Here is a 22184-nt window from a genome sequence, read left to right on the forward strand (position 1 = left end):
ATTTCAGTTCACCAACGTGTCACGTTAGCAGTGTAGACTTTCCGCTTTCCCAAGCAGAGGACTGCATGCGACCGACCACTCTTGCCTCCGCCGCGCTGCTGGCGGCACTCGCCGGCTGCGCGACAACGCCGCCCGATTCGACCCAATCCACCGCCGCACAAGGCGCCGTCGCGGCCAATGCCGTCGACCAGCGCGCGAAGAACGTCATCTTCTTCCTCGGCGACGGCATGGGCATCAACACCCTGACCGCGGCGCGCATCTTCGCCGCTGGCGAAGACGGTGAGCTGGCGATCGACAAGATGCCCGAGTCGGCCTTCGTGAAGACCTTCTCGAACGATGCGCAAGTCACCGACAGCGCCGCTTCGATGGCCGCCTACATGACCGGCGTGAAGCACAATAACGGCGTGGTCTCGATGTCCTTCGGCACCCGCTCGGTTGCACCTGGCAAGGACGCCAACGGCAACAACCTGGTGAGCCGCTGTGAAAATGGCCAGGCCGCCGTCACCCTGCTCGAACTGGCCAAGCGCCGCGGCATGGCGGTCGGCGTGGTCACCAACACCAGCGTCACCGACGCCACCCCGGCCTCGACCTATGCCCACGCCTGCCACCGCAAGCTGGAAACCGATATCGCCGCCAGCCTGGTGCCGGGCGGCGCCGGCTACAACAAGGCGCTCGGCGACCGTGGCCTGGACGTGCTGTTCGGCGGCGGCGCCCAGAACTTCACCCCGTTCGCACGCGGCGGCAAGCGTGCCGACAACCGCGACCTGCTGGCCGAACTGCAGGCCAGGGGCTTGCGCGTGGTGAACGACACCGCGCAATTCGCGGCCTTGCAACCGGGCCAGCCGGCGGTCGGCCTGTTCGCGCCGAACCACATGGACTTCGATGCCACTCGCGACCCGGCGCGCCAGCCGGCCCTGCCGGCAATGGCGACCAAGGCGATCGAGCTGCTGGCGCCGAACAAGAACGGCTTCTTCCTGATGGTCGAGGGCGGCCTGATCGACCACGCGCTGCACGCGACCCTGGGCAAGCGCGCGCTGCAAGAAACGGTGAGCTACAACGCGGCGCTGCAGGCGGCGATCGAGCGCATGGAAACGCTCGATCCGGGACTGAAAAACACCCTGATCGTCGCCACCGCCGACCATGACCACACCCTGATCCTGAACGGCTACGCGGCCCGCACCGGCAAGACCACGCCCACCAACCCCGGCGTGATCGGCCTGGTGCGCAACGCCGACGGCACCCCTAGCCTGGACGGCAAGGGCCAGCCTTACACCATTATCGGCTTCGGCACCGGCGAGCAGCGCCACGCGGGCGACCGCACGGTGCACCTGACGGACGAAGTCGTGACGCGCGACGACTACCACCAGGAAGCGGTGGTGCGCACCCGCACGGGCGCCGAGACCCACGGCGGCAGCGACGTCTACCTGGGCGCGACCGGCGCCAACGCCGAACTGTTCCGCGGGACCATCGACAACACCCGCGTGTTCAACCTGATCAAGACCGCCGCCGGCCTGTAAGCCGCGACCAGGAGCCCTCATGACTTTCAAACGTATTACTCCGCTGCTGCTGGCCGCCTGCTGCGCCGCCGCCTTTTCGACTCCGGCCGCCGCCCAGCAAAAGGCGAAGAACATCATCTTCTTCCTGGGCGACGGCATGGGCCCGACCACGATCACCGCTGCCCGCATCTATCGCGGCGGCGAGGACAGCCTGCTGCACTTCGAGCGCCTGATGGAGCGCACCGCGCGCATCAAGACCTATTCGCTCGACTACCAGACCACCGACAGCGCGCCGTCGATGGGCGCCTACATGACCGGCGTGAAGATGAACAACGACGTCATCTCGCAGGCCGGGGCGCGACCGATCGATCCAACCAAGGAGGGCGTCGACATGTGCGGCGCCAATAACGGCACGCCGGCCGTGACGATCCTGGAACTGGCCAAGGCCCAGGGCAAGGCGACCGGCGCCATCACCACCACCGAACTGACCCACGCCACGCCGGCATCGACCTTCGCGCATACCTGCAGCCGCGACGCGGCCTACACGATCGCGCAGCAGATCGTGCCCGGCGGCGCCGGCTACAACCTGGCGCTGGGCGACGGCGTCGACGTGCTGATGGGAGGAGGGCGCAACCACTTCACGCCGGTTGACCCCGCCACCAATCCGAAGGGCCGCCCCGACGGGCGCGACCTGATGGCCGAATTCGCCGGCGCCGGCTACTACGTGGCCGGCACCCGCGCCGGCATGATGTCGGCCCAGCCGGGCCGCAAGTTCGTGGGCATCTTCAGCGCCACCAGCCACCTCGATTACTCGTACCAGCGCCGTCCGGAACAGCCGACCCTGGCCGAGATGACCGGCAAGGCGATCGACCTGCTGTCGAAGAATCCGAACGGTTTCTTCTTGATGGTCGAAGGCGGCAAGATCGACCACGCCCTGCACGACACCCGCGCCAAGCATGCGCTGGAAGAGACGGTGGCCTTCGACGATGCCCTGCAACTGGCGATCGAGCGCATGCGCGCCATCGATCCGGGCCTGCAGAACACGCTGATCGTGCTGACCGCCGACCATGACCACACGATGCAGATCAACGGCTATCCGAAACGCGGCAATCCGATCACCGACATCGTGCGCGACTATGCGTCTGGCGAGCCGAAGAAGGATGCGGACGGCAAGACCTTCACCACCCTGGTGTTCGGCAACGGCCCGAACCGCCCGGATGCGCGCGCCGACGTCGACAGCGTGGTGGCGCAGAGCGACGATTACCATCAGGAAACCGGCGTGCACAAGTCATCGGAAACCCATGGCGGTGGCGACGTCAAACTGTATGCGACCGGGGCCGGATCGGCGCCGTTCAAGGGAACGATCGAGAATATCCAGGTGTTCCACCTGATGAAAGCGGCGGCCGGTTTGTAATGGATCCGGATCGGTGCGCCGCATCGATCCGATAGGTTATTAACCTGCTGCCACTATTATTTACAGCTGAATAACAAAAAGCCCCGGGTTTGAAACCGGGGCTTTTTTTAAGCTTGAAGCTTATTGAAATAGCGCGCTGGCTTATTTCAGGTGATCCGAAATGAGCTTGGTCATTTCGAACATCGAGACTTGTGCCTTGCCGCCGAAAACCGCTTTCAGCTTGTCGTCGGCATTGATCATGCGGCGATTCGCTGCGTCTTGCAGGTCTTTCGACTTGATGTAATCCCAGACCTTCTTGGTCACTTCGGTGCGCGGCAGCGGCTTGTCGCCAACGACGGCAGCCAGCGTGGCGGACGGGGTCATGGCTTTCATGAAAGCAGCATTTGGCTTGCGCGCGGCTGCCGGCTTATCGGCCGACTTCGCTGCTGGTGCTGCCTTTTTTGCTGCCGGCTTGGCCGCTGCAGCAGGCTTGGCAGCGTCTTTTTTTGCTGGCGCTGCAGTGGTTTTTTTGGCTGTTGCCATCTTCGAGCCTCCTAAAACGAACACGTGGAAAAGTGCGTAATTTATCGCACGCCTATATTGGTAGCGTTTTACAGAACGTGCAAGTCTTTTTCAAAACTTTTTCACTCATAAAACCCGCCAAATGGGCGTTATCGCACACAACAACGCATGAGAACGAAAAAACGCTGACAAGCGTCGAAAAAAAACCGCGCAAAGCGATACTTTGCGCGGTGTTCGCCGATTGGCATGCGGATTAACGCATGCCAGGCATCATGCCCTTCATCCCGCGCATCATCTTCATCAGACCGCCGCCTTTGAGCTTTTTCATCATGGTCTGCATCTGGTCGTACTGGTTCAGCATGCGGTTCACTTCCTGCACCTGCACGCCGGCGCCGGCCGCGATGCGGCGCTTGCGGTTGGCCTTGATCAGCTCGGGTTTGGCGCGCTCGAGCGGGGTCATCGAGTCGATGATGCCCACCATGCGCTGCACGGATTTCTCGGCCTGGCCCATATTGGCGCCGGCCGCCGCCTGCTGGAACTGGGCCGGCAGTTTGTCCATCAGGCCGGCCATGCCGCCCATTTTCTTCATTTGCGTCAGTTGCGCCTTGAAGTCGTTCATGTCGAAGCGGCCGCCGACCTTGATCTTGTTGGCCAGTTCGGCCGCCGCCTCGGCGTCGACGCCCTTGCGCGCTTCTTCGACCAGCGCCAGGATGTCGCCCATGCCCAGCACGCGGTTGGCCATGCGGGTGGGATCGAAGGCTTCGAGGCCATCGAGTTTTTCGGACACGCCGGCGAACTTGATCGGTTTGCCGGTCACGTGACGCACCGACAGCGCCGCACCGCCGCGCGAATCGCCATCGAGCTTGGTCAGTACGATGCCGGTCAGGGGCAGGGCGTCGTTGAAGGCCTTGGCGGTGTTGATCGCATCCTGGCCCAGCATGGCGTCGACCACGAACAGGGTCTCGACCGGATTGACGGCGCCGTGCACGGCGGCGATTTCCTGCATCATCGCCTCGTCGATGCCCAGGCGGCCGGCGGTGTCGATGATCAGGACGTCGTGGTAATGCTTCTTGGCCCAGTCCAGCGCGGCGCGGGCGATGTCGACTGGCTTGTCGCTGGCGGTGGACGGGAAGAAGTCGGCGCCGACCTGCTTGGTGACGGACTCCAGCTGGGCGATCGCGGCGGGACGATAGACGTCGGCCGAGACGGTCAGGACTTTCTTCTTCTTTTGTTCCTTGAGGTACTTGGCCAGCTTACCCGTGGTGGTGGTCTTACCCACACCCTGCAGGCCGGCCATCAGGATGATCGCAGGTGGCTGCTGGGCGAAGGAGAGCTGGGTGGCTTCGGGGCCGAGGTCGGCGCCCATCAGGGCGGCCAGCTCTTTCTGCACCACGCCGACCAGGGCCTGGCCGGGCGACAGCGAGCCGACGACTTCTTCGCCCAGGGCCTTCTCTTTGACCTTGGCGATGAATTCGCGCACCGCCGGCAGCGCCACGTCCGCCTCGAGCAGGGCCATGCGCACTTCGCGCAGCATTTCCGCGGTGTTCGCCTCGGTCAGGCGGGCCTCGCCGCGCATGGTCTTGACGACCTTGGCAAGGCGTTGGGTGAGGTTATCTAGCATGTCTACCTAATATAGAAAGAAGCGCAATTCGGACTTGGCGCAGGTTCGCCAACGCGTCATTTTACCTTGCGCCGCCGCTGCCCTGCATACCCCATCGCGCCGAACCCGGCCTGTCCCGGCCATTTTTCGCCAACGCCGTCGCCTTTTGGCATAACGCAAACACGACCCACGGCTGCCATGTTGTATTGCCTACTCGCCTTTCCGGCAAGCATGAATCTTAAAAATCGAGGTCAGGAGAAACGTTATGAGGCAAATGTTATGCAAGACATTGATCGCATTGGTGCTCGGGGCCGTGGGTGGGACCGCCGCGGCCCAGGACGTCGTGCGGCTGGGGAACCTGAAGCTGGCGCATTTCGGCGCGGTGTCCTATATCAAGGAAATCGCGCCGGGCTGCGGCATCCGGGTCGAGGAAAAGATGTTCGCCAAGGGGCTGGACATCATGCAAGCCATCATCGCCGGCGAACTGGACGTGGGCGCCACCGCGTCCGAGGCCGCGATCCAGGGCCGCGCCGGCGGGGCCCCGGTGGTGGTGGTGGCCGGCTTCGCGCGCGGCGGGGCGCGGCTGGTGGCGCGGCCCGAACTGAAGATATCGTCGGTCTCCCAGCTCAAGGGAAAAAAAGTGGGCGTCACCCGCGGCGGCATCCAGGAAGTGCTGCTGATGGCCGAACTGGCGCGCAACAAGCTGAGCGCCGACACCACCGGCCGCAAGGACGTGCAGCTGGTGTACCTGTCCTATGCGGAGCTGAACCAGGCGCTGCTGGGCCGGCACATCGACGCCATGATGCAATCCGAGCCGCAATCGTCGCAGGCGATCAATATGGGCTTCGGGGTGGAAGTCATGAAACCCTACGGGACGGCGATCGGCGAGCCGGTGCGCACCATGGTCATGACCGAGAGGTTCTACCGCGAGCGCCGGCCGCTGGCCGAGAAGTTCATGCGCTGCTTCGTCCAGGCCACGCGCACCTTCATCGACCGGCCCGACATCGCCGAACACTATGTGCGCCAGTCGATGTTCAAGGGCCAGATCACGGTGGCCGACTTCCGCGCGGCGATGGCCAATTCGCCGTACTCCTACGACATCACGCCCCAGCACATCCAGGTCACGACCGACGTCATGGCGCAGACCGGGGTGGGGCGCATGGCGCGTCCGCCGCTGGCCAGCGACTGGGTCCGTACCGACCTGCTGGCTTCGGCCAAGAAAAGCCTGAACATCAAGTAGGGGAGCATCGATCATGGAACGCATTGAACGACGCAAGACGATCCGCAAAAAGCGGCTCCGATGGAACGACGCCGCCACCGGCCTGGTGGTGCCGGTGCTGGCGATCGCACTCTGGCAATGGGTGGCGGCCAGCGGCCTGGTCGACCGCCAGGTGCTGCCGGCGCCGCTGGACGTGTGGCGCAAGTGGGTCGACTACCTGCTGCCGCTTGAACCATTCGCGCAGTACACCGGCGGCGGCTGGCTCGGATGGGCGCTGTCGGGCGAGCTGCCGGTCGACGTCATCGCCAGCCTGTACCGGGTGGTGGTGGGCTTCGCCATCGGCGCCGGGCTGGCGCTGCCGCTCGGGCTGGCGATGGGGGCGAGCCAGCGCGTGCACGCCTGGATGAATCCCCTGGTGCAGGTGCTGCGGCCGATCCCGCCGATCGCCTACATCCCGCTGGCGATGCTGTGGTTCGGGCTCGGCAATCCGCCGGCGGTGTTCCTGATCGCGATCGGGGCCTTCTTTCCGGTCCTGATGAACACGATCGCCGGCGTGCGCCAGGTCGACGGCATCTATCTGCGCGCGGCGCACAACCTCGGCGCCGGCAAGCTGACGATGTTCCTGCGCGTGATCCTGCCGGCGGCGGTGCCCTACATCCTGTCCGGCGTGCGGATCGGGATCGGCACCGCCTTCATCGTCGTGATCGTGGCCGAGATGATCGCCGTGAACAGCGGCCTGGGTTTCCGCATCTCGGAGGCGCGCGAGTACTTCTGGTCCGACAAGGTCATCGCCGGGATGATCAGCATCGGGGTGCTGGGCCTCCTGATCGACATCGGCGTGAATCGATTGAACAACCATTTGCTGCGCTGGCACCGCGGCCTGGAGCATTGACATGAACGATATCCATATCCGTATCGAGGGCGTCAATAAAGTGTTCGGCGCCGAAGACCATGAAGTGGTGGCCTTGCAGGACATCGATCTGGCGCTCGAGCGTGGGCAGTTCACCTGCCTGCTCGGCCCATCGGGCTGCGGCAAGTCGACCCTGCTGGGTGCGGTGGCCGGCTTCGCGCCGCCGTCCTCCGGGGAGATCCTGGTCGACGGCCGCCCGGTCACCGGGCCGGGGCCGCAGCGCGGCATGGTGTTCCAGGAATACGCGCTGTTTCCCTGGATGACGGTCGAGCAGAACATCCGCTTCGGCCTCGAGATCAAGCGCATGCGCGGGCCCGAGATCGACCGCCGGGTGGACGAGCTGCTCAAGCTCTTGTCGCTGGCCGACTTTCGCACCCGCTATCCGAAGGACCTGTCCGGCGGCATGCGCCAGCGGGTGGCGATCGCGCGCGTGCTGGCGCTCGATTCGCCGATCCTGCTGATGGACGAGCCCTTCGGCGCGCTCGACGCGCTCACCCGGCGCAACCTGCAGGACGAACTGCTGCGTCTGTGGGCCGAACTCAAAAAGACGATCCTGTTCGTCACCCACAGCATCGAGGAGGCAATCTACCTGGCCGACCGCATCGTCGTGATGACCTACCGGCCGGGAACGATCAAGCGCGATCTCCTGGTCGACATCGCGCGCCCGCGCGACCCGGCGGCGCCGGAATTCAACCTGCTCAAGCGCGAGCTGGGGCTGATGGTGATGGAAGAGCAGGCGCGGCATCACAACGATGAGTTGCGGATGGCGGCGGTGGATTGAACGTACGCCACATATATATATGTGGCGGCGCCATCGGCGGAAGGGGGGGGGCTTCCACCTGGGGCCTTACCCCCGCCGTTCGCCGATGGTGTAGACTCCTGTTATGCAGAATTCCCTTTTTCTTGCCGCTGCCTTCCTGTACGCGGTATGCGCCCTGCTGCCGACACGGCTGGGCGCCGTCATCTCGGGCGTGACCGCCGGGGCCTGGGCCCTGCATGGCGTCGCGCTCGGCATGGACGTGATGGTGCCGGGACGGTTGCGGGTCGGCTTCGCCATCATGATTTCCAGCGCCTTGTGGGTGTCGGTGCTCGCCTACTGGTTCGAGAACCGCAACTTCGCCCTCGACAGCCTGCGCCGCCTGGTGATGCCGTTCGCGGCGGCGGCCACCCTGTTGCCGCTGCTGTTCCCGGGCACCCTGACGCCGCTGGCCGGCAAGACCGCCGCCTTCGGCTGGCATATCGCGGTCGCGGTGCTGGCCTACAGCACCCTGACCATCGCCGCTTTCCACGCCGTGCTGATGGCGCTGCAAGAGACGCGGCTGCATACCCGCACCGCCGGCGGCGGCTGGTTTGGCTCCGCGCTCGACCAGCTCCCGGCCTTGCTCACCATGGAAAAACTGTTATTCCGTGTGATCTGGATCGGCTTCATCCTGCTCAGCCTGACGGTATTGTCGGGCTTCGTGTTCTCCGAACAGGTGTTCGGCCGGCCGCTGCTGCTCGACCACAAGAGCGTGTTCGCGCTGCTCTCGTGGGCGCTGTTCGCGGCGTTGCTGGCCGGGCGCAGGTGGCAGGGCTGGCGCGGCAAGACCGCGCTGCGCTTCACGCTGGCAGGCTTCGCCACCCTGGCGCTGGCCTACGTCGGTAGCCGCTTCGTGCTCGAAGTCGTCCTGCACCGGGGAGTCTACTGATGCGTATCCTGTTCTGGATTGGTCTCATTGTCCTTATCGTGTTCGCCGTGCGCAGCAAGCTGCGCGCGATGGCCAAGCGCCATGGGGTTCCGCCCGATACGGCGCGCGGCCCTGCCGCCCCCAGCGCCCAGATCGAGGCCATGGCCCAGTGCGCCCATTGCGGCATGTACTTCCCGGCGTCCGAATCGGTGAAGGCCGACGGCCAGGACTACTGCTCGCCGGGCCACGTGCGCCTGCCGCCGCCGTAGGGTGAATTCGCCCCTGTCGATGGGCGCGCGGGTCACCCTGTGGCGCTCGCTCCAGACCTTCACCGTCACCCGCATCGTCATCGCCCTGGTGCTGCTGCTGTACCTGGGCGTCGACCTGGAAAGCGGCACGCTGCGCCCCGACCCGGTCAACACCGAAACCTGCGTCTTTTATGTGCTGACGGCGGCGATGTTCGCGCTGGCGGCACGCTGGCAACGGCGCTTCTTGATCCAGCTCGGGCTGCAGATCGCGGTCGACCTGCTGGTGATTTCGCTGCTGTACCTGGCCGCCGGCGGCATGCGCAGCGGCCTGGGCATCCTGTATCTGTTTCCGCTGGCCGGCGCCGCGATCCTGGCGCCGCTGGTGCTGGCGCTGTTCTCGGCGGCGGTCGCGACCCTGTTCCTGCTCGGCCTGAACCTCTGGCAGCTGGTGATCGAGGGGCGCGACCCGCCCCTGATGCAGGCCGGCCTGTTCGGCGCCGCCTTCTTCGCCGGCGTGCTGATGGTCAACCGGCTGGCGGCGCGCCTGCTCAAGCAGGAAGAACTGGCGGCCCAGCGCGGCGCCGACCTGCGCATCCAGCAGGCGATCAACGAGATCGTGATCGCCGACGTCGGCGACGGCATCCTGGTGGTGGGGGAGGACGGCGCCGTCTTCACCGGCAATCCGGCGGCGCGCCGCATGCTGGGCTTGCAGGCCGACGCCGGTTTCCTGCTGCATGCCGTGCCGGCCTTCGAGCCGGTGGCGCTGGCCTTCGACGCCTGGCTGGCCGCGCCCGACAACGACAAGGGATTCGTCACCCTGAAACCCTATCGCGAAGGTGACGGCGCTGGCGATGGTGAGGCTGAAATTCGTGGCCGGCGCGACCAGCCGGTGCACCTCAAATTGCGCTTCGCGCGCGTGGCCGATGGCGGTGAGGCGGCCGGCCGCAGCGTGATCTTCATGCAGGACGTGAGCGCCATCGAAAACCAGGCGCAGCAACTCAAGCTGGCCTCGATGGGCCGCCTGACCGCCAGCATCGCGCACGAGGTGCGCAACCCACTGTCGGCGATCGGCCACGCCACCGAGCTGCTGGCCGAAGACCTGCACGGCCCGGCCGAGCTGCGCCTGCTGAAGATCGTGCGCGACAACGTGACGCGCGTGAACCGCATGGTCGAAGACATCCTGCAGCTGTCGCGCAAGGCCCAGCCGAATGGCGAACCGGTGGCGCTCGGCCCATTCCTGGACGAGCTGAAGGCCGAATTCTGCGAAATCCACGGCCTGGCCGGTGATATAGTCTATATAGGCGATCCGGGCGGCAGCGCGGTGCGTTTCGATCCGCTGCACCTGCACGAAGTCTTGCTCAACCTGCTGAACAACGCGGTGCGCTATGCCAGCCGCCAGCCGGCCAGCATCCGCATCTTCCCGGCGCGCGACGCCGCCGGCCGGCGCGAATTGCACGTGCAGGACGACGGCCCCGGCATCACGCCTGAAGTGCGCGACCACCTGTTCGAGCCCTTCTATACTACGTCGAGCAAGGGGACCGGCCTGGGACTCTACCTGGCGCGCGAACTGTGCCTGAACAACGATGCGAAACTCGATTATGAATACCGGTTCGACCCATCCGCGCTGGGGCCGCGCAAGGCCAGCGGCCGCTTTGTCATCACTTTCGCGCTCGAGTAAGCCATGAGCGCGCCCCGCATCCTGGTGCTCGACGACGAGGCCGACCTGCGCGAGCTGCTCGAGATCACCCTGCTCAAGATGGGCCTGGACGTCGACAGCGCCGCCACGTTGCGCCAGGCGCGCAGCCTGTTCGAGGAGCGCGACTACGCGCTGGTGCTGACCGATATGCGCCTGCCGGACGGCCTGGGGCTGGAACTGGTGCGCGAGATCGCCGCCTCGGGCAAGGGCACCCCGGTCGCCGTGATCACCGCCTACGGCAGCGCCGAGAACGCGGTGGTGGCGCTCAAGGCTGGCGCTTTCGACTACATCGCCAAGCCGGTGGCGCTCGACGCGCTGCGCGTGATGGTGCGCTCGGCCCTCAAGTTATCGGAAGGCGCCGCGGCGGCCGACGGTGGCGCGATTGCATCGCGCATGATCGGCCATTCGCCGGCGATGCAGTCGCTGCGGGCCCAGATCGCGCGCCTGGCGCGCTCGATGGCGCCGATCTCGATCACCGGCGAATCCGGCAGCGGCAAGGAGCTGGCGGCGCGCGAGATCCACGCCCAGAGTTCGCGTGCCGGTAAACCCTTCGTGGCGGTGAACTGCGGCGCGATCCCCGAAACCCTGATGGAGGCCGAGTTCTTCGGCTACCGCAAGGGCGCCTTCACCGGCGCGGCCGAGGAGCGTGACGGCTTCTTCCAGGCCGCCAACGGCGGCACCCTGATGCTGGACGAAGTGGCGGACCTGCCGCTGGCGATGCAGGTCAAGCTGCTGCGCGCGATCCAGGAGCGGCGCGTGCGCAAGATCGGCGCCACGAGCGAGGAACCGGTCGACGTGCGCATCATCAGCGCCACCCACCAGGACCTGGCGCGCTGCGTCGAGACGGGCAAGTTCAGGCAAGACCTGTTTTATCGCCTGAACGTGATCGAGCTGGCGCTGCCGCCGCTGCGCGAGCGGATGGACGACCTGGCCCTGCTGGCCGATGGCATCCTGAACCGCTTGGCCGGGCCGGGGCAGGCGTCGCTGGGGCCGGGCGTGCTGGAAGCCTTGAAGGCGTATTCCTTCCCCGGCAATGTGCGCGAGCTGGAGAACGTGCTGGAACGGGCACTGGCGTTTGCCAACGATGGCGCGATCCAGGTCGGGGACTTGTCGCTCAAGGCGGCGCGGCCGGTGGAGGCAGGGCGGAGCGAGACGACGACGCCGGTTGCGGCGCCGGCGCCGGTCCCGCCACCGGTGGAAGTGGTGCAGGCGCCGCCGCCCAGGCCGATGGCCGCCCCGGTCGCCCTCGGCCCCGCCGAACTGCCGAGCAACCTGCCCGAATATCTGGAGCAGGTCGAACGCGACATCATCGGACGCGCGCTGCAGCAGACCCAGTTCAACCGCACCCAGGCGGCGAGCCTGCTCGGGATCAGTGTGCGCCAGCTGCGCTACCAGATGCAGAAACTGGACATCTGCGCACCGGACGATTGAGCGTCCCACCGGCACAATCGGTTGCCGGGTCATGTTACTTTGCGGTAATTATTTTGGTGCATAATGCGCCTTGGCGGAGCATGGACGCCCCATTGTGATGGCTGTCCAGGCAGCAGTTTTGGTGCAGTTTTTCCTGATGTTAGTACTCGCTCACCGCGTGCTCCCCTTCTTTTGTGCAGCGTGGAAATGTCAAGACTGCGCACGCCAAAAAACAAAAAAAATGGCCATTTATTAGCTTGCCTCGATCGCAAGCGAGGTACTACAATTAGTCTCATATCAAAGCTCGGCACTAGATGTAGTGGTAGTGGATCGAAAGACACTAGGTTTCTGGCCAGCGGCGAGTTGTCCGCATGTTGTCCACAAGTTGCCCACAAATTTGTTCAGCGACTTGTCTATTAAGCACCTGCTGACAAGCTTTATTTAATTATTCTTACCCTGCTTCTCTGGTTTGCCAGCATCGGCCACCGGCTGGCGGGGATTTGTTTTGCTTTAATTTTGTTGACGGACCATGGCGCCAGCCGCCACCCGGTCCTCGTGTACAAAGGCGGTCCGACCGCTCATCCTGGAGGCTCAATGCAAACAGCACAGAACATCTCGATCAACCAACACGTCACCCCAGGATCGGCGTCGACCAGCCCAACCCCGGCCGAGATCGTCGCGCGCGGCGATTACCGCGTCATCCGCCGCAACGGCGCCGTCGTCGCTTTCGAGCCGAACAAGATCTCGGTCGCGATGACCAAGGCCTTCCTGGCCGTGGCCGGCGGCCAGGGCGCGGTCTCGGCGCGCATCCGCGAGCTGGTGGAACAGATGACCGGTAACGTCGTGGCCGCGCTGGTGCGCCGCCAGCCGAACGGCGGCACCTTCCACATCGAAGACGTGCAGGACCAGGTCGAGCTGTCGCTGATGCGTTCGGGCGAACACGACGTGGCGCGTGAATACGTGCTGTACCGCGCCAAGCGCATGGACGAGCGCCGCGCCGCCAAGGAAGCCCTAGGTGGCGCCCCGGTCGCCGCGCCGCAGATCCACGTGGTCGATGGCGGCGAGCGCCGCCTGCTGGACATCAACGACGTCCACGCCCTCGTGAACGCCGCCTGCTCGGGCCTGGAAAAGCACGTCGACGCCGACGCGATCGTCGCCGAGACCCTCAAGAACCTGTACGACGGCGTGCCGGTCGAAGAGCTGTACAAGTCCGCCATCCTGGCCGCCCGCGCGCTGATGGAAAAAGACCCTGCCTACAGCCAGGTGACCGCCCGCATCCTGCTGCACACCATCCGCAAGGAAGTCTTCGAACACGAAGTGCCGCAAGCCGGCGCCGCTGCCGAATACCTGACCTACTTCCCGCAATACATCGCCAAGGGCATCCACAACGAGCTGCTGGACGAAGAGCTGGGCAAGTACGACCTCGAGCGCCTGGCGAAAGCCATCGTCGCCGACCGCGACCTGCAGTTCGGCTACATCGGCCTGCAGACCCTGTACGACCGCTACTTCCTGCACGTGCGCGACGTGCGCATCGAAATGCCGCAGGCCTTCTACATGCGTGTCGCGATGGGCCTGGCCCTGCGCGAAGACGACCGCGAAGCGCGCGCCATCGAGTTCTACAACCTGCTGTCGTCGTTCGACTTCATGAGCTCGACCCCGACCCTGTTCAACTCGGGCACCCGCCGCTCGCAGCTGTCGTCGTGCTACCTGACCACCGTCGGCGACGACCTGGAAGGCATCTACGACGCCATCAAGGAGAACGCACTGCTGTCGAAGTTCGCCGGCGGCCTGGGCAACGACTGGACGCCAGTGCGCGCGCTGGGCTCGCGCATCAAGGGCACCAACGGCCGTTCGCAGGGCGTGGTCCCGTTCCTGAAAGTGGTCAACGACACCGCCGTGGCGGTGAACCAGGGCGGCAAGCGCAAGGGCGCGGTCTGCGCCTATCTGGAAACCTGGCACCTGGACATCGAAGAATTCCTGGACCTGCGCAAGAACACCGGCGACGACCGCCGCCGCACCCACGACATGAACACCGCGAACTGGATTCCCGACCTGTTCATGAAGCGCGTGATGGAAAAGGGCGCCTGGACCCTGTTCTCGCCATCCGAGACGCCAGACCTGCACGACCTGACCGGCAAGGCCTTCGAAAAAGCCTACCTGGCCTATGAAACCAAAGCGGCCAACGGCGAAATGGCGGTCTTCAAGAAGATCGAAGCCATGGACCTGTGGCGCAAGATGCTGTCGATGCTGTTCGAGACCGGCCACCCATGGATCACCTTCAAGGACCCATGCAATATCCGTTCGCCGCAGCAGCATGTGGGCGTGGTGCACTCGTCGAACCTGTGCACCGAGATCACCCTGAACACCAGCGCCGACGAAATCGCCGTCTGCAACCTGGGCTCGGTGAACCTGCCGCAGCACATGAAGGGCGATGGCCTGGACCACGTCAAGCTGCAGAAGACCATCCGCACCGCGATGCGCATGCTGGACAACGTCATCGACATCAACTACTACGCGGTGGAAAAGGCGCGCAACTCGAACCTGCGCCACCGTCCGGTGGGCATGGGCGTCATGGGTCACCAGGACTGCCTGCACATGATGCGCATCCCGTTCGCGTCGCAGCAAGCGATCCAGTTCGCCGACACCTCGATGGAAGCGGTCTGCTACTACGCCTACCTGGCGTCGACCGAACTGGCCGAGGAACGCGGCCGCTACGAGACCTACACCGGCTCGCTGTGGGACCGCGGCATCCTGCCGCAGGACTCGATCAAGCTGCTGGCCGAAGAACGCGGCGGCTACCTGGAGCAGGACACCAGCGAATCGATGGACTGGACCCCGGTGCGCGAGCGCATCAAAGAGTTCGGCATGCGTAACTCGAACTGCGTGGCGATCGCCCCGACCGCGACCATCTCGAACATCATCGGCGTGTCGGCCTGCATCGAACCGACCTTCCAGAACCTGTACGTGAAGTCGAACCTGTCGGGCGAATTCACCGAGATCAATTCGTACCTGGTGCGCGACCTGAAGGCGCGCGACCTGTGGGACGAAGTCATGATCGCCGACCTGAAGTACTTCGACGGTTCGCTCTCGAAGATCGACCGCGTGCCGCAAGACCTGCGCGACATCTACGCGACCGCCTTCGAAGTGGAACCGAAGTGGCTGGTGGAAGCCGCCTCGCGCCGCCAGAAGTGGATCGACCAGGCGCAGTCGCTGAACATCTACATGGCCGGCGCCTCGGGCAAGAAACTGGACGAGACCTACAAACTGGCGTGGCTGCGTGGCCTGAAGACCACCTACTACCTGCGCACCATCGCCGCGACCCACCTGGAAAAGTCGACCACCCGTACCGGCGCGCTGAACGCCGTGTCGGTCTCGGGCGGCCTGACCGGCGGTCACGCAGCACCGGCAGCCGCAGCGCCAGTCGCCGCCGCACCAGCCGCAGCGACTGCCGAAATGGATGAAGGCGCCGCCTGCTACCTGCGTCCAGGCGACGACGGTTTCGAGGAATGCGAAGCCTGCCAGTAATGCTGTAACCAGGTGCGGGCCGACCGAATGGTTCGCTCGCACCCGTAACCTCAAGACCGTCGTTCCCGCGCAGGCGGGAACCCAAGTTCGCCTATAGCACCGCAAACTTCAAGGTTCCCCTCGTCGGCCGACAATCATCATCAACACACACACGTGCCCTCACCGCGCCCAACGCGACAGGCCACCACAGAAGGAAATCACCATGCTCTCTTGGGACGACGAACCAACCAGCGCCCAACGCGCTCCACAAGCCGCCAATCCAGAAGGCGCTCCCGCCGCTGAAGTGGCAAAGCGCGTCAACGCCGACGACAAGCGCATCATCAACGGCTCGACCGACGTCAACCAGCTGGTGCCGTTCAAGTACAAATGGGCATGGGACAAATACCTGGCCGGCTGCGCGAACCACTGGATGCCGCAAGAAGTGAACATGCAGCGCGACATCGAGCTGTGGAAGAACCCGAACGGCCTGTCGGAAGACGAGCGCCGCCTGGTCAAGCGCAACCTGGGCTTCTTCGTGACCGCCGACTCGCTGGCCGCGAACAATATCGTGCTGGGCACCTACCGCCACATCACCGCTCCCGAGTGCCGCCAGTACCTGCTGCGCCAGGCCTTCGAAGAGGCGATCCACACCCATGCCTACCAGTACATCGTCGAATCGCTGGGCCTGGACGAAGGCGAGATCTTCAACGCCTACAACGAGATCGAGTCGATCCACGACAAGGACCAGTTCCTGATCCCGTTCATCGACGTCCTGACCAACCCGGAATTCAAGACCGGCACGACCGAGACCGACCAGCAGCTGCTCAAGTCGATCATCGTCTTCGCCTGCCTGATGGAAGGCCTGTTCTTCTACGTCGGCTTCACCCAGATCCTGGCGCTCGGCCGTCAAAATAAAATGACCGGCGCCGCCGAGCAGTACCAGTACATCCTGCGCGACGAATCGATGCACGTGAACTTCGGCATCGACCTGATCAACACGATCAAGATGGAAAACCCGCAGCTGTGGACCCCGGAATTCCGCGAAGAGATCAAGGCCCTGTTCCTGGAAGCGGTCGACCTGGAATACCGCTACGCCGAAGACACCATGCCACGCGGCGTGCTGGGCCTGAACGCCCCGATGTTCAAGGGCTACCTGCGCTTCATCGCCAACCGCCGTGCGGTGCAGATCGGTCTGGAGCCGCTGTTCCCGAACGAGGAGAATCCGTTCCCGTGGATGAGCGAGATGATCGATCTGAAGAAGGAACGTAACTTCTTCGAGACGCGTGTGACCGAGTACCAGACTGGCGGCACCCTGAGCTGGGATTGATTGCCATCGGCGTCGCCTGAATGACGAAACCCCGCAGCTGCGGGGTTTCTTTTTTTAAGCGGCTCAGGCGCCTTCAGTGCCGGCGACATCGACCAACCACGTCACGCCGAAGCGGTCCTTCAGCATGCCGTACAAGGGCGACCACTGGGCCGGCGCCAGCGGATGCACGATGCGGGCTTCCTGCGCCAAGCCCTCCCACAGCGCCCTGATCTCCTGTTCCGAACCGCCGCGCAGCGAGACGTAGAACGCGTTCTCTCCCTGGTGCCACGGCGTGCCGCTCGCCACGTCGAAGGCCATGATGCGAAAGCCGTTGGGGGCGACCACCTGGCCCCAGGCGATCCGCTCCGCATCCGCCGGGTCGGCGACGCGGCCAAACTGCGCATAGGTGACCTGCGCGATGTCGCCGCCGAACACGGACTGGTAATAGGCCAGCGCGGCGCGCGCCTGGCCCTGGAAGTTGAGGTGGGTGACTACCTGGACGGACATCGAAAACTCCTTGGTGGGGTGTGGAAGACGGGTGCTACTATAGCCATCCGTCCTGCCAGTTCTTGTCAGTAGAAGATGTCGCGTACCAATCGTTTATTTCGCCTCCTCGATGCCCTGCGCCGCCTGCCCACGCCGGTTACGGCGGCCCAGCTGGCGCAGGAAACCGGGGTGTCGGTGCGTTCGGTCTACCGCGACATCGAGACCCTGCGCGCGGGCGGCGCCGAGATCGGCGGCGAGCGCGGATTCGGCTACACGCTGGTCGAAGACGGCACGCTGCGTCCGCAGGCGTTCAGCCGCATCGAGATCGAGGCGCTCACCCTTGGCCTCGCCGAAGTGCGCGGCATGGGCGACCCGCAGCTCGTCGCGGCGGCGGAGGCGGTGCTGGCCAAGGTGGCCGCGACCCTGCCGTCGCTGGGCCAGCAGCATCTGCTGCATGCTGTGTCGCGGGTCCACCATTTCAGCGAGCGTTTCGCGCGCCTGCCCGACATGGCGCTGATCCGCGCCTGCTGCTGGCGCGAGGAAGCGCTCACGATCGACTACGTAGACCGCGATGGCGCCGCGACCAGCCGCACGATCTGGCCGCTCGCCATCGTCTACCTCGACCGCATGCTGGTGGTGCTGGCGCGCTGCTGCCTGCGCGACGACTTCCGGATGTTCCGCGCCGACCGCATCGCCTCGGTCGCGGCCACCGGCGCCAGCTTCAGGCCGCGCCGCGCGGCGCTGCTGCGCGACTATGGCGAGCGGCTGGCGATAGCTCGATGAATGAAATGCCTGTGCGGGGATAACTTGCCCTATGATGGCGATTTTTCACGCCTGACCAGGAGACAACCTTGCAAGCCAATACCCTGACGCTGCATGCCCTCATGCTCGCCAGCCTGGCGACGGTATCCGTCGCTCACGCCGCTTCCGCGCCGCAGATCACCGCCGGCCGCACCATCTTCCAGAACAACTGCGCCAGCTGCCACACGGTCGATGCGAAGCTGTCGCCGCTGGCCGGTCCCGGCATGTTCGGCGTCGTCGGCCGCAAGGCCGCCGGCGTGCCCGGCTTCGGTTATTCGGGCGCGCTGGCCAAGGCCGGCGCCGCGGGTCTGGTCTGGACCCGCGAAGAACTGGACGTCTTCCTGCTCGACCCGGCCAAGCGCGTGCCCGGCACCACGATGCCGGTCGGCCTGCCTGACCAGAAGATGCGCACCGCGCTGATCGACTACCTGGCCAGCCTGCAAGGCCCTGCTGGCGCCAAGGCTGCACCTGCCGCAGCCGCCAAGCCGGCGGACCGCGCCGGCTCCTGGGACGACACCCAGCCCGGCAAGGTCTTCCACATCAAGCCGACCGACCTGGCCAAACCGTTCGCCACCGACAGCGCCGGCAACAGCCCGCGCGTGCAGGCGCGTCCGAACGGCACGACCCCTAGCGTGATGCCGGGCTTCGAGGTGAGCGTGTTTGCCCAGGATGCCGACAAGCCGCGCGTGGCGCTGCGTGCGCCGAACGGCGACGTGTTCCTGGCCGCGACCGGTGCCGGTGAAGTGAAGGTGCTGCGCTCGAAGAACGGCGACAAGGCCGATACCGCCGAAGTGTTCGCCACCGGCCTGTCGCGTCCTTACGGCATGGCGTTCTGGCCTTCCGGCGCCAACCCGCAGTACCTGTACGTGGCCAACGTCAATTCGGTGGTGCGCATCCCCTACCGCAACGGCGACCTGAAGGCGCGCGCGCAAGCCGAGGTGGTGATCCCCGAGCTGTCCGAGACCAGCGGCGGCCATACCACCCGCACCCTGGTGTTCTCGAAGGACGACAAGACGATGCTGCTGTCGATCGGCTCGGCCACCAACGTCGCCGCCGACATCGGGCCGAAGCCACCGCTGCCGATCGCCGAGTGGGAAAAACGGCATGGCGTAGGCAGCTCGTGGGGCGTCGAGACTGACCGCGCCACCGTGATGGCCTTCGATCCGGACGGCAAGAACCGCCGCACCTATGCGACCGGCCTGCGCAACTGCGTCGGCCTGCTGGTGTATCCAGCCACCGGCGACGTGATGTGCAATGTGAACGAGCGCGACGCGCTGGGCGACAACCTGCCGCCGGACTACCTGACCCGCGTGAAGCAGGGCGGCTTCTACGGCTGGCCGTGGTACTACATCGGCGACAACGAAGACCCGCGCCTGAAGGGCATCCGTCCGGACCTGAAGGGCAAGACGATCACCCCCGACGTGCTGTTGCAGGCCCACTCGGCGCCGCTGGGCATGGTGGTCTACCATGCGCCGAAGGGCGCCAAGCACGCCTTCCCGAAGGAGTACGAGGGTGAGGTCTTCGTCGCGCTGCACGGCTCCTGGAACCGCGGCGTGCGCACCGGCTACAAGGTGGCGCGCGTGTTCATGAAGGATGGCGTGCCGACCGGGCAGTACCAGGACTTCATGAGCGGCATGGTGATCAGCGACCGCGACGTCTGGGGCCGCCCGGCCGCGGTCGAAGTGGCGGCCGACGGCGCCTTGCTGGTGGTGGACGATGCCGGCGGCATAGTGTGGCGTATCGTCCCTAAACGCTAGATCAGAACCGGCGCTTGCGCTAGGATGGGATCGACGCGGCGGTCGCTGCGTCGACCCACAATCTGGAGCGGCGCATGCGACACCCTGTCATTTTGCTGGCGGTTTTCCCTGCCCTCACCCTCGGGGCCTGTGCCTCGAGGCAGCCGGAACCCGTCGTCCTGCCGCCGCTGGTGCTGGCCGAGTATGTGCGGAATGCGCCACCGGACCCAGCCTGCGCCGGACTGATCGAACGCGCAGTTGCGCGCGACGGCCAGGGCGGGTTCAAGCTGGCCGGCATGCTCAACACGAATACCGATCCGAAGCAGGGGCACTCGAAGGGCCTGCTGATTCCTCTCGGTAGCCATCCGACCGGCTTGCTGACGCCCCAGCTGGATGGCACCTACCGCTCGCTGTTCGTCAACTGCGAAACGCGCCAGGCCTATGTATCAAAGCGTGGCGGCGTCATCGACATCACTTACTGGTACGGGCCCTTCGGCCTGTGAACCTTCAGGCTGCCAGCGGGGCGGCCTTGCGGCCGGCGGCGGCGTCCAGGCTCCAGGCGCCGGCGCCGAAGGCCACCACCTGCAGCAGGCCACCGGCCATCGCGACGTTCTTCAGCAGATGGATCAGCTGGTTCTGGTCGCCGATCGCGTTATGGAACACGAAGGCCGTCACCAGCGAGAATGCCGCCAGGCCGGCCGCGACGAGGCGGGTCTTGTAGCCGAGAGCCAGCAGGGCGCCGCCGCCGACCTCGATGGCGATCGCGCCGATCAGGGCGAGCGAGGCGAAAGGCAGGCCGACCGACTGGATGTAGCCCAGGGTGCCCTCCGGCGCCAGCGCCTTGCCGACGCCGCTGAAGACGAAGATCGTGGCCATCAGGATGCGGCCGATGGCGGGGACGATGGATTGGCTGGTGTGGGTGGCGTTGGCGGTCATGGTCGTTCCTTTCAATGGTTGTTTTGGTTGACGCCATTGCGTGTGCGGCGTCCATGAAGATCATCTTAGACCCATCTGATCGATCCAAGAAGCCTATATAATTCGATATCAACTATCGATGGAGTAGATGGATGCTTGACGGGATGTCCATGGACCAGCTGCGCACCTTCATTGCCGCAGCCGATGAGGGCAGCTTTTCCGCCGCCGGCCGCAAGCTGCGGCGCGCGCAGTCGGTGGTGAGCCACACGCTGGCCAATCTCGAGGCGCAGGTGGGCTTTGCGCTGTTCGACCGCTCGGGCCGTTATCCGCAGCTGACCGAGGCCGGACGCGCCCTGCTGGCCGAGGCGCGCCACGCGGCCGACAGCATGGATGCGTTCAAGGCGAAGGCGCGCATGCTGGCCGAGGGCCTGGAGCCGGAGCTCTCGGTGGCGGTCGACGTGATGTATCCGATCGCGAAGCTGACCGAGGCGGTACAGGCCTTCCACCGCGAATTTCCATCGACGCCGCTGCGCCTGTACGTCGAGGCGCTCGGCGCCGTGGTGCAGCCGCTGCTCGATGGCCAGTGCCGCATCGCGGTGATCGGTTCGTTCCCGGAAGTGCCGGCCGCATGCGCCTCGGAATACCTGCTCGGCGTGCAGGCGGCGACCGTGGTCGCGCCCGGCCATCCGCTGGCGCGCACCGAGGGCACGGTGATGCGCGCAGAAGCGCAGAACTACGTGCAGCTGGTGCTGACCGACCGTTCGACGCTGACGCGGGGCCGCGACTTCGGCGTGCTGTCGCCGCGCATCTGGCGCCTGGCCGACCTCGGCGCCAAGCACGCCTTCCTGCGCGCCGGCCTGGGCTGGGGGAATATGCCGCTGCATATGGTCGAGCAAGACCTGGCGAGCGGCGCGCTGGTGCGCATCGAACTCGAGACGCATCCGGTGCTCGGATCGGGCTTTTCGATGCACGCGATCTTCATGCGGGACCAGCCGCCGGGGCCGGCGGGGCGCTGGTTCATCGAGCGTCTGAAATGCGACGGCTGACGGCGAATGCGTTCTCCTGACGCGCCGGCAGCGGCGGCGCGGCGCGCCCGGAAGCGCAGATCGCACTCGCCAGCATGGGATCGAAGTCCGGGCCGTCCGTGCTGCGCTCCGGTGCAAGCGCATGCCGGGAGGCGAGCGTCGCGCCACTGATGACGGCAGCGGCGATGGCGAGGCCGCCCACGCCGATGAGGATGCGTGCGGCCGGCGACTCCTTGCGGCGTGGCATGGC

The 22184-nt window shown here is 65.5% G+C and carries 20 protein-coding genes; 15 read left to right on the forward strand and 5 right to left on the reverse strand.

Translation table 11 applies throughout. The features are described from left to right. Positions 1-65: 65 nt before the first annotated feature. The gene (locus tag AC3A6F_RS14650) at positions 66-1517 is read left to right on the forward strand and encodes an alkaline phosphatase (protein ID WP_487681908.1); all 1452 of its coding nucleotides are present in this window, start codon (positions 66-68) and stop codon (positions 1515-1517) included. Positions 1518-1536: 19 nt separating this feature from the next. Next, positions 1537-2910, forward strand: coding sequence for an alkaline phosphatase (locus tag AC3A6F_RS14655; protein ID WP_487681910.1), 1374 nt, complete (start codon positions 1537-1539; stop codon positions 2908-2910). Positions 2911-3051: 141 nt separating this feature from the next. On the opposite strand, the gene AC3A6F_RS14660 is transcribed toward AC3A6F_RS14655, so the two are convergent. Together AC3A6F_RS14660 and ffh are read right to left on the reverse strand one after the other, a co-directional pair. Next, positions 3052-3432: an SWIB/MDM2 domain-containing protein gene (locus AC3A6F_RS14660; RefSeq protein ID WP_109346291.1), complete on the reverse strand. Its 381-nt coding sequence runs from the start codon at positions 3430-3432 to the stop codon at positions 3052-3054. A 232-nt stretch (positions 3433-3664) separates the two neighbouring features. Then, a complete protein-coding gene (ffh, locus tag AC3A6F_RS14665; RefSeq protein ID WP_487681912.1) occupies positions 3665-5032 on the reverse strand; it encodes a signal recognition particle protein in 1368 nt (455 codons plus the stop codon). A gap of 244 nt (positions 5033-5276) precedes the next feature. Between ffh and AC3A6F_RS14670 the strand changes: the two genes are divergently transcribed. The 9 genes from AC3A6F_RS14670 to AC3A6F_RS14710 all read left to right on the forward strand — a co-directional run bounded on the left by AC3A6F_RS14670 (position 5277) and on the right by AC3A6F_RS14710 (position 16992). Next, positions 5277-6251: an ABC transporter substrate-binding protein gene (locus AC3A6F_RS14670; RefSeq protein ID WP_487681914.1), complete on the forward strand. Its 975-nt coding sequence runs from the start codon at positions 5277-5279 to the stop codon at positions 6249-6251. Between the two features lie 13 nt (positions 6252-6264). After that, positions 6265-7122: an ABC transporter permease gene (locus AC3A6F_RS14675; protein ID WP_487681916.1), complete on the forward strand. Its 858-nt coding sequence runs from the start codon at positions 6265-6267 to the stop codon at positions 7120-7122. 1 nt (position 7123) lies between these two features. Next, positions 7124-7921: an ABC transporter ATP-binding protein gene (locus AC3A6F_RS14680; RefSeq protein WP_487681917.1), complete on the forward strand. Its 798-nt coding sequence runs from the start codon at positions 7124-7126 to the stop codon at positions 7919-7921. 103 nt (positions 7922-8024) lie between these two features. Beyond that, positions 8025-8828 carry a cytochrome C assembly family protein gene (locus AC3A6F_RS14685; protein WP_487681919.1) on the forward strand — a complete coding sequence of 268 codons (804 nt, stop codon included), beginning with the start codon at positions 8025-8027 and terminating at the stop codon, positions 8826-8828. Further along, positions 8828-9076 (forward strand): PP0621 family protein, encoded by a 249-nt coding sequence (locus AC3A6F_RS14690; protein WP_487681921.1) that lies wholly within the window; start codon positions 8828-8830, stop codon positions 9074-9076. Before AC3A6F_RS14685 ends, AC3A6F_RS14690 begins: the two co-directional genes overlap by 1 nt. Before the next feature lie 19 nt (positions 9077-9095). Then, entirely contained in the window at positions 9096-10733 is a 1638-nt protein-coding gene (locus AC3A6F_RS14695; protein WP_487682097.1) for a two-component system sensor histidine kinase NtrB, read from the forward strand. A gap of 3 nt (positions 10734-10736) precedes the next feature. Beyond that, on the forward strand, positions 10737-12182 hold the full coding sequence (locus tag AC3A6F_RS14700) for a sigma-54-dependent transcriptional regulator (RefSeq protein WP_487681923.1): 1446 nt from the start codon (positions 10737-10739) through the stop codon (positions 12180-12182). A 573-nt stretch (positions 12183-12755) separates the two neighbouring features. Further along, positions 12756-15686, forward strand: a complete 2931-nt coding sequence (locus AC3A6F_RS14705) for a ribonucleoside-diphosphate reductase subunit alpha (RefSeq protein WP_487681925.1) — start codon at positions 12756-12758, stop codon at positions 15684-15686. A gap of 202 nt (positions 15687-15888) precedes the next feature. Beyond that, the gene (locus AC3A6F_RS14710; protein WP_147933311.1) at positions 15889-16992 is read left to right on the forward strand and encodes a ribonucleotide-diphosphate reductase subunit beta; all 1104 of its coding nucleotides are present in this window, start codon (positions 15889-15891) and stop codon (positions 16990-16992) included. A gap of 63 nt (positions 16993-17055) precedes the next feature. Here the strand turns inward: AC3A6F_RS14710 and AC3A6F_RS14715 are convergent, their stop codons facing one another. Next, positions 17056-17478 (reverse strand): VOC family protein, encoded by a 423-nt coding sequence (locus AC3A6F_RS14715; RefSeq protein ID WP_487681927.1) that lies wholly within the window; start codon positions 17476-17478, stop codon positions 17056-17058. Between the two features lie 75 nt (positions 17479-17553). On the opposite strand from AC3A6F_RS14715, the gene AC3A6F_RS14720 reads away from it, so the two are divergent. The 3 genes from AC3A6F_RS14720 (at position 17554) to AC3A6F_RS14730 (ending at position 20497) form a co-directional block, all read left to right on the forward strand. Next, a complete protein-coding gene (locus tag AC3A6F_RS14720; RefSeq protein ID WP_487681929.1) occupies positions 17554-18240 on the forward strand; it encodes a helix-turn-helix transcriptional regulator in 687 nt (228 codons plus the stop codon). 68 nt (positions 18241-18308) lie between these two features. Continuing rightward, the gene (locus AC3A6F_RS14725) at positions 18309-20015 is read left to right on the forward strand and encodes a PQQ-dependent sugar dehydrogenase (protein ID WP_487681931.1); all 1707 of its coding nucleotides are present in this window, start codon (positions 18309-18311) and stop codon (positions 20013-20015) included. Between the two features lie 74 nt (positions 20016-20089). Beyond that, on the forward strand, positions 20090-20497 hold the full coding sequence (locus tag AC3A6F_RS14730; protein WP_487681933.1) for a hypothetical protein: 408 nt from the start codon (positions 20090-20092) through the stop codon (positions 20495-20497). A 4-nt stretch (positions 20498-20501) separates the two neighbouring features. Here the strand turns inward: AC3A6F_RS14730 and AC3A6F_RS14735 are convergent, their stop codons facing one another. Then, the gene (locus tag AC3A6F_RS14735; protein WP_487681935.1) at positions 20502-20930 is read right to left on the reverse strand and encodes a DoxX family protein; all 429 of its coding nucleotides are present in this window, start codon (positions 20928-20930) and stop codon (positions 20502-20504) included. Between the two features lie 131 nt (positions 20931-21061). Between AC3A6F_RS14735 and AC3A6F_RS14740 the strand changes: the two genes are divergently transcribed. Continuing rightward, positions 21062-21955, forward strand: coding sequence for a LysR family transcriptional regulator (locus AC3A6F_RS14740; protein WP_487681936.1), 894 nt, complete (start codon positions 21062-21064; stop codon positions 21953-21955). Here the strand turns inward: AC3A6F_RS14740 and AC3A6F_RS14745 are convergent. After that, complete coding sequence (locus tag AC3A6F_RS14745; RefSeq protein WP_487681938.1) at positions 21927-22181, reverse strand: hypothetical protein; 255 nt, start codon at positions 22179-22181, stop codon at positions 21927-21929. The genes AC3A6F_RS14740 and AC3A6F_RS14745 overlap by 29 nt on opposite strands. Positions 22182-22184 lie beyond the last annotated feature (3 nt).

The organism is Massilia sp. Soil_C_3 (assembly GCF_057657035.1).

Excerpts from the sequence above, each read along its gene's own strand:
- AC3A6F_RS14670 (WP_487681914.1), top strand. The coding sequence starts at position 5,277 with ATGAGGCAAATGTTATGCAAGACATTGATCGCATTGGTGCTCGGGGCC.
- AC3A6F_RS14700 (WP_487681923.1), top strand. The coding sequence starts at position 10,737 with ATGAGCGCGCCCCGCATCCTGGTGCTCGACGACGAGGCCGACCTGCGC.
- AC3A6F_RS14710 (WP_147933311.1), top strand. The coding sequence starts at position 15,889 with ATGCTCTCTTGGGACGACGAACCAACCAGCGCCCAACGCGCTCCACAA.
- AC3A6F_RS14735 (WP_487681935.1), bottom strand. The coding sequence starts at position 20,930 with ATGACCGCCAACGCCACCCACACCAGCCAATCCATCGTCCCCGCCATC.
- AC3A6F_RS14705 (WP_487681925.1), top strand. The coding sequence starts at position 12,756 with ATGCAAACAGCACAGAACATCTCGATCAACCAACACGTCACCCCAGGA.
- AC3A6F_RS14660 (WP_109346291.1), bottom strand. The coding sequence starts at position 3,432 with ATGGCAACAGCCAAAAAAACCACTGCAGCGCCAGCAAAAAAAGACGCT.
- AC3A6F_RS14730 (WP_487681933.1), top strand. The coding sequence starts at position 20,090 with ATGCGACACCCTGTCATTTTGCTGGCGGTTTTCCCTGCCCTCACCCTC.
- AC3A6F_RS14685 (WP_487681919.1), top strand. The coding sequence starts at position 8,025 with ATGCAGAATTCCCTTTTTCTTGCCGCTGCCTTCCTGTACGCGGTATGC.
- AC3A6F_RS14745 (WP_487681938.1), bottom strand. The coding sequence starts at position 22,181 with ATGCCACGCCGCAAGGAGTCGCCGGCCGCACGCATCCTCATCGGCGTG.
- AC3A6F_RS14740 (WP_487681936.1), top strand. The coding sequence starts at position 21,062 with ATGCTTGACGGGATGTCCATGGACCAGCTGCGCACCTTCATTGCCGCA.
- AC3A6F_RS14720 (WP_487681929.1), top strand. The coding sequence starts at position 17,554 with ATGTCGCGTACCAATCGTTTATTTCGCCTCCTCGATGCCCTGCGCCGC.
- AC3A6F_RS14695 (WP_487682097.1), top strand. The coding sequence starts at position 9,096 with ATGGGCGCGCGGGTCACCCTGTGGCGCTCGCTCCAGACCTTCACCGTC.
- AC3A6F_RS14655 (WP_487681910.1), top strand. The coding sequence starts at position 1,537 with ATGACTTTCAAACGTATTACTCCGCTGCTGCTGGCCGCCTGCTGCGCC.
- AC3A6F_RS14715 (WP_487681927.1), bottom strand. The coding sequence starts at position 17,478 with ATGTCCGTCCAGGTAGTCACCCACCTCAACTTCCAGGGCCAGGCGCGC.
- AC3A6F_RS14675 (WP_487681916.1), top strand. The coding sequence starts at position 6,265 with ATGGAACGCATTGAACGACGCAAGACGATCCGCAAAAAGCGGCTCCGA.
- AC3A6F_RS14650 (WP_487681908.1), top strand. The coding sequence starts at position 66 with ATGCGACCGACCACTCTTGCCTCCGCCGCGCTGCTGGCGGCACTCGCC.
- AC3A6F_RS14680 (WP_487681917.1), top strand. The coding sequence starts at position 7,124 with ATGAACGATATCCATATCCGTATCGAGGGCGTCAATAAAGTGTTCGGC.
- AC3A6F_RS14690 (WP_487681921.1), top strand. The coding sequence starts at position 8,828 with ATGCGTATCCTGTTCTGGATTGGTCTCATTGTCCTTATCGTGTTCGCC.
- ffh (WP_487681912.1), bottom strand. The coding sequence starts at position 5,032 with ATGCTAGATAACCTCACCCAACGCCTTGCCAAGGTCGTCAAGACCATG.